The following is a 6,438-nucleotide window of genomic DNA, read 5'->3' on the forward strand; positions in this document are numbered from 1 at the left end:
CGTAGTGGGAAAATTGTTATAGAAGGATCTATAGCTGATAGTACCATGAAGGAAATTCTGAATATCTTTCATAAGACTTCAGAAGCCTACACCGAATTTGTACTCAAATCGGTGTAGGAGATGTCACGTTACACTTTCAAACCCCTAACTCCTAACTCTCAATTACCCACCAAAACCAGGAATCGGAACCAAACGCTTCAGCGCACGATTCACAACATCGCTATAGCGCAGTTCACCACACAGGATTCTACCCATAATTTGGCTACCAGAAGGACGCTTGACACCCACTTTGTAACCAACGCCCGGAAAGCGGTAAAATGCACCAGCTAACTTTTGCGCCCAAGCCATATCAGCCCCCCATTGTTCGGCGATCGCTTCCGAATAATTTTCTAAAGCGTTCGCATCACCAGAAAGCGCTTGGTTAATCGCCCCAGCTGCTAGCAAACCGCTAAAAATAGAGGGGCGAATACCTTCTGCTGTCATCGGATCAACTACACAAGCGGCTTCCCCTGCTAAAACCGCATTTTGAGTATGCAGCTTTTGATTGCCATCCCATAAACAAATAGGATGACCGTATTGCTTGCTAGCTTTAACATCTAGACCAAAACTTTTTCCGTATTCATGCAAAATTTTCTTAAAATCTTGGGGTTCCCCACCGATGAAAGTACCGACACCAATCGAATAACCATCAGCTTTGGGAAAGTTCCAGATATAGCCGTTTTTGACCATACCAAACTCGAAGTGGATTGTAGACTTATTCTCCACAACCGCTGGGACTTCTGCCTCTAAAGCCCCTGCTAAAAGGCGTTTGCGTTCTTTCAAGCCCAGCCATTTTGCCATCGATCCTTTCACACCGTCAGCAGCGATTAAAAAGCGACCTGTAACTGGACCGTTAGCTGTGTTAACTTGCCAATGATCGCTCTTAAATTCAATTCCAGTTACTTCCGTAGAATCTTTTAATTGGGCACCTTGTTTTTGCGCTTGCTGAATTAGGAAATGGTCAAAAACATCGCGTCGCACCATCCAGACTGGCTCGATGGTCTCTATTTTAGTTTCTACAGGGTCGCCCATTTTCCAGGTAAAGCGCAACTCGTCCACTTTCAGAGAAATTGCTGGAGTAAAATCAAAGTCAAACCATTGGGCGATCGCAGGCGATACCCCTCCGCCACAGGGTTTGTATCTTGGCAAAGATTCTTTTTCTAAAACTAATACCGAACGTCCCTGCTTGGCTAAATGGTAAGCGGCTGTTCCACCAGCAGGTCCCGCGCCGACGATGATACAATCATGCATATGGCTGAATTTTTGCTCCTGAAGAACGTTGATTTTTGCGTTTTTATTTGTACTTTACAAGAAAAACTGGAAAGTTTGAAAGCCCCCAAGGAACAGGTGCGTAGCGCCGTCTTCCGTCTTTTAAGTGGGGGATGAAAAACGACTCAGGTGGTTGAAACCACCGTCAATATTTAAGGTATCGCCTACGCACGAAGCCTGCCTAGCCTAGCGGCAACGGCAAAGCCGAACGCAGGCTATGAGTATTCAAGCCAGGGTCGGCAGGCTTTGTTTATTTAGCCCCAGGAATCTCGCGCCTGTGGGCGTTTTTCCCAAATTGAGATGTTCCCTATTTAACAGCCTTCAGTGTAACCGATCTAAATTTTTCTTCTGGAGCTACCATGCTTATCCGTAAATATTTGGATAGAAATTTTTTATGTTGATTAATTCAGATTGCTTGTAACACCGCCACATACTTTTTTCTGATAATTCCACTGATAACTGTCAAGAAGTTAAATGTGTTTTTTATATCATCTAAATTATTTAATGAGTGTAACCGCTACTAAATTACAATTCATTAGTTTCACCGATGACAAATTTTTAGCCAAGGCTTTACGATATTTTATAAAGTTTTAGTAAAGATGTGAGAAAGTACGAAGGTTGAAAAATTCATAGATTATCCTTCAGCCTTCATACTTCACACTTTAGACAGTGGTGATGTCTTTTTCTTTTTCTGCCAACAAGTCGCCGATTTTCGCGGTGTACTTGTCGGTTAGTTTTTGCAATTCGTCTTGCTGGTCTTTGGCTTCATCCTCAGAGATTTCTGAGGCTTTCTCCTGCTTGCGAATTGAGTCTAGAGCATCGCGGCGGATGTTGCGAATGGCAACGCGCCCTTCTTCAGCATATTTGGCGGCGAGTTTGACAAATTCTTTACGCCGATCGCTTGTCAAGGGCGGAATATTCAGCCGAATCACAGAACCATCGTTGTTGGGGGTTAAACCGACATCCGACATCGAAATTGCCTTTTCGATCAAGTTCATGGTATTGCGATCGTAGGGCTGAATCGTAATACTTGTCGAATCTGGCGTGCTAATGTTTGCCAGTGATTTCATCGATGTGGGGGTACCGTAGTATTCCACCATCACCTTATCTAGTAGACTCGCATTGGCGCGACCAGTGCGAATCGTGTTAAAAGCTCGTTGAGTTGACTCAACGGTCTTTTGCATCGTACTCTCAGCTTCATCTAATTTCACAAGAACCTCCCACAAGGGTGCCGATAGATTCTCCCATAATTGCTCGTTGAATATTACCTCGCACCGATAAATCAAATACAAGTATGGGAATGTTGTTTTCTTTACACATAGCAATTGCAGTACTATCCATTACCCGCAAATCTTGAGCCAAAACGTGGGCGTAAGTAAGGCTTTGATAGCGTTTGGCATCAGGATAGATATGGGGGTCAGCATCGTACACTCCGTCTACCTTGGTTGCCTTAAAAATGATTTCCGCATCAATTTCTGCGGCTCTTAATGCGGCAGTCGTGTCGGTAGTAAAGAAAGGATTTCCAGAACCAGCGCCAAAAATTACCACCCGTCCTTTTTCAAGATGACGGATGGCACGACGACGAATATACGGTTCGGCTACTTCTTGCATAGCGATCGCAGTTTGGACCCGCGTCTGTACCCCTATTCGTTCTAGGGAGTCTTGGAGTGTCATGGCATTCATTACCGTGGCAATCATGCCGATGTAGTCAGCGTTTGCCCGGTCCATACCCGCTGACGCCGCTTTGACGCCACGAAAAATATTACCACCGCCCACAACAATGGCGATTTGCACACCTGTGGCTATCACCTCTGCTACCTCTTGTGCTATTTCTTTGACCACTTCTGGATCAATTCCATAGCCCATGTTGCCCATCAAGGCTTCACCGCTCAGTTTAAGTAAAACCCGTCGGTAATTCGTTCCCATGAAGTTACGTTTTATCAAAAAGTTGCAATTGCCTCCAATTTAAGATAGCAGTGGGCGTGACTTTCTGTCTCTAATTCCGCCAGATTAAGCAAGTACCAACAGGTGGAGTTTGCGTAATGTAAACTTCTTCACCTTGAAATAAAGAGGCGATCGCATTTTTTAGATATTGCTCTTTCACAGACCGGGGATCTTCCGGGTTATCATCGATTTGCCCTTTGTAGCGGACTACACCATCTTTATCTATTAAAAAAGCCATTGGTGTAACCAGTGCCCCAAAACTGCGGCTTGTATCTTGGGTTGAGTCCCATAGATAGGGAAAGTTCAACTCATGCATGAGCGCAAAAGCTTGCATATTGTCAAAGCTTTCCGTCGGATTTTCATTGCCATCACTGCCATTCATGCCAATCAGCGAAAAACCTTGTTGAGCAAATTCCGCTTGAATTTCTTTTAGTCTATCTATATACAACCTGACATAAGGACATTGGTTGCACATGGAAATGACACCGACTGCACGGAACTTTTCAAGATAACGCCGAAGATGGTGTACTTGTTTGTCAATTCCTGGCAGTTCAAAATCTGGTGCGTAGCTTCCTACTGGAGTGTCAATTGTTTCTAGTATATTCATCTTCTTTTAGCGCCAAGGAACTAAAAACAAAAAATATAGTCATATTCGGTGTTATCTTCCAGCTTCAAACCAACCCTTAGCTGATGCTTGATACCCAATAATTTTATAGACCAATTTGGCTGCCGTAAATTGTGAAACTACTGAATCTACAAGGGGTGCTAATTCCATCACATCACACCCGATGACATTATGTTTTTCACATACGCGCTGCAAAAAGGTCATTAAAGCATACCAATTTAAACCGCCCGGTTCTGGGGTACCAACGCCAGGAATTAAGGTAGGATCGATGCCATCTAAATCAATGGTGAGAAAAACTTTATCTGTCTGAATTGCCGAAATTGCTCGATCCATCCAATTTGGCTCGTTAGCAATTTCCCGCGCTCGAAATACAGTTAGTTGTTTTTCTTTGATTAAGTCGGCTTCTTCTTTACAAATCGCTCGAATGCCAATTTGCACGGTGGGTAAATTCATATCGACAATTCGTCGCATTACACAAGCATGATTGTGAATTGAGCCTTCATAACTGTGACGTAAGTCACCGTGAGCATCAATTTGCACAACCGTAAATGGTTCGTTTGTATAAAATTGACGATATGCTTCGACAATTGCCGCAGTAATACTGTGTTCGCCACCCAAAGCAATGACAAATTTGCGATCGCCAATTAACTTAGAAACCGTTTCTTCAGTAACTTTTAGCATTTCCTCAGCGCTAATACTAGAGGAGCGCGTGTCCGCAATTGTTTCATAAGTGTAAATCCCGACTTCGCAACCGGTTTCTCTATCTAGTTCTTCATCGTAATATTCCACCTGATGAGAAGCTTCCAGTATAGAATCTGGACCATTTTCACAGCCCCGGCGATAAGTGGTTGTTGCTTCGTAAGCAATGGGTAATATTACTACTTTTGATGCATCATAATTAGCAGTAACGTCACTGCCAAGAAATGGCATTAAAGAAGTAGAAGTTTGTGCCAACATGACAAAAATTTTCCTCAGTTTAGATAAGATGTGACTTCTAATACTGACATAATCTCACTGATGAATGCACTATCTCTATCAAAAAATAAGAGCTATCCGATGCTGAATTAAACTTTTAGCTTGGCATTGATAAAGTTTTATATTAGACAACCTATTTGGAAATTAATTATGCGTTACCCACAACCTTTGTAGAGACGTAAGCTAGCTACGTCTCTACATCTTTTTCACATCGGTTGTCTATTTATCGACAAAATAAAAAACAATGATGCCTGGGGCTTCACCCTTCACCCTTCGCAGTTGCTTGCGCTCCTGGTTTCCCTCGGCAGCGCTGTTTTACTGTCTTGCGCCTATATGTTATGCTTTTAAATTTTCTATGATCCAATCGACAACCAAACTGCCTGCAACAAAAACCTGGACTTGGCAAGGTTTTCCCATCTGCTATCAAACCCAAGGAACCGCTGGACCCGCTGTGGTCTTGGTACATGGCTTTGGAGCCTCTTGGTGGCATTGGCGGAAAAATATCCCTGTACTGGCGGAAAATTGTCGTGTCTATGCTATTGATTTGATTGGCTTTGGTGCTTCGGCTAAACCCAAACCAGGTGAAGAGATTGCCTACACATTTGAAACCTGGGGACAGCAAATCGCTGATTTTTGTCGGGAAGTAGTGGGAGAACCTGCTTTTTTTGTGGGAAATTCTGTAGGCTGTATTGTAGTCATGCAGGCAGCGGTGGATAACCCGGATATGGCATTAGGAGTTGCCTTGCTGAACTGCTCCTTACGGCTGTTACACGATCGCAAACGAGGGACACTACCTTGGTATCGTAGCGCCGGAACGCCCTTGCTACAACGCTTGCTATCTATCAAACCTGTTGGCAAGTTCTTTTTTAATCAAATTGCCCAGCCCAAAACCGTGCGCTCAATTCTCCTCAAAGCCTATGCCAATTCTGAGGCAGTGACAGACGAGTTAGTAGATATCTTGATGGCACCAGTAAGCGATCCGGGTGCTGTAGCTGTGTTTCTTGCCTTTACGGCTTATTCTACAGGTCCCCTACCTGAAGACCTTTTACCTTTGCTGCCTTGTCCGGCAATTATTTTGTGGGGAACAGCTGACCCTTGGGAACCGTTTGAGTTAGGTAAAGAGTTAGCTAATTTCCCAAAAGTGCTAAAGTTTATACCTTTAGAAGGTGTTGGGCATTGTCCCCAAGATGAAGCACCGGAGCTAGTGAATCCGATTATACAGGATTGGATTGGGAAAATGTCAAGTCCCTTTGCTCCAATTAATTTTTAACGTGAGTTCGATGAACTAAAAAACGGGAGGAGGAAGGGTTGGTAAGTCTTTGGGATAAATATCAAGTTAGGGTTTTTGAGGCAAGTAAGTGTCAGGGAGAACATGCATACCCCACTACCCTATATTCTCTTCTCAATTCAGGATCACGGACCTGGAAACAATCTTTCGTCGATTTCAGCAAGTGAATGTGGAGCTAGTCTTAAGTTGATTAATTGATAGACAACTCTGTAAGATAAGGTAGAACTCTGTACAGTAGAAGTTAGATGTACAAACCACGCTTTCATAGGAAATGCCAGAATGCTTTTGTCAATCAAAA

At 43.5% G+C, this 6,438-nt stretch carries 6 protein-coding genes; 1 reads left to right on the top strand and 5 read right to left on the bottom strand.

Annotation, left to right across the window (positions count from 1 at the left end):
- Positions 1-162: 162 nt before the first annotated feature.
- The 5 genes from OGM63_RS03620 to speB form a co-directional block, all read right to left on the bottom strand.
- Positions 163-1,290: a geranylgeranyl reductase family protein gene (locus OGM63_RS03620; protein ID WP_263744142.1), complete on the bottom strand. Its 1,128-nt coding sequence runs from the start codon at positions 1,288-1,290 to the stop codon at positions 163-165.
- 680 nt (positions 1,291-1,970) lie between these two features.
- Positions 1,971-2,519, bottom strand: coding sequence for a ribosome recycling factor (gene frr, locus OGM63_RS03625; RefSeq protein ID WP_263744143.1), 549 nt, complete (start codon positions 2,517-2,519; stop codon positions 1,971-1,973).
- Positions 2,506-3,234 (bottom strand): UMP kinase, encoded by a 729-nt coding sequence (gene pyrH / locus OGM63_RS03630; RefSeq protein ID WP_263744144.1) that lies wholly within the window; start codon positions 3,232-3,234, stop codon positions 2,506-2,508. Before pyrH ends, frr begins: the two co-directional genes overlap by 14 nt.
- Positions 3,235-3,304: 70 nt before the next feature.
- Positions 3,305-3,859 (bottom strand): thioredoxin family protein, encoded by a 555-nt coding sequence (locus OGM63_RS03635; protein WP_263744145.1) that lies wholly within the window; start codon positions 3,857-3,859, stop codon positions 3,305-3,307.
- Positions 3,860-3,910: 51 nt separating this feature from the next.
- Positions 3,911-4,834: an agmatinase gene (speB, locus tag OGM63_RS03640; protein ID WP_263744146.1), complete on the bottom strand. Its 924-nt coding sequence runs from the start codon at positions 4,832-4,834 to the stop codon at positions 3,911-3,913.
- A gap of 373 nt (positions 4,835-5,207) precedes the next feature.
- Here speB and OGM63_RS03645 point away from each other — a divergent pair, with 373 nt between their 5' ends.
- On the top strand, positions 5,208-6,122 hold the full coding sequence (locus OGM63_RS03645; RefSeq protein WP_263744147.1) for an alpha/beta fold hydrolase: 915 nt from the start codon (positions 5,208-5,210) through the stop codon (positions 6,120-6,122).
- The last annotated feature ends 316 nt before the right edge of the window (positions 6,123-6,438 follow it).

It is taken from the genome of Plectonema radiosum NIES-515, from assembly GCF_025753815.1.
Taxonomy (GTDB): domain Bacteria; phylum Cyanobacteriota; class Cyanobacteriia; order Cyanobacteriales; family Nostocaceae; genus Hassallia; species Hassallia radiosum_A.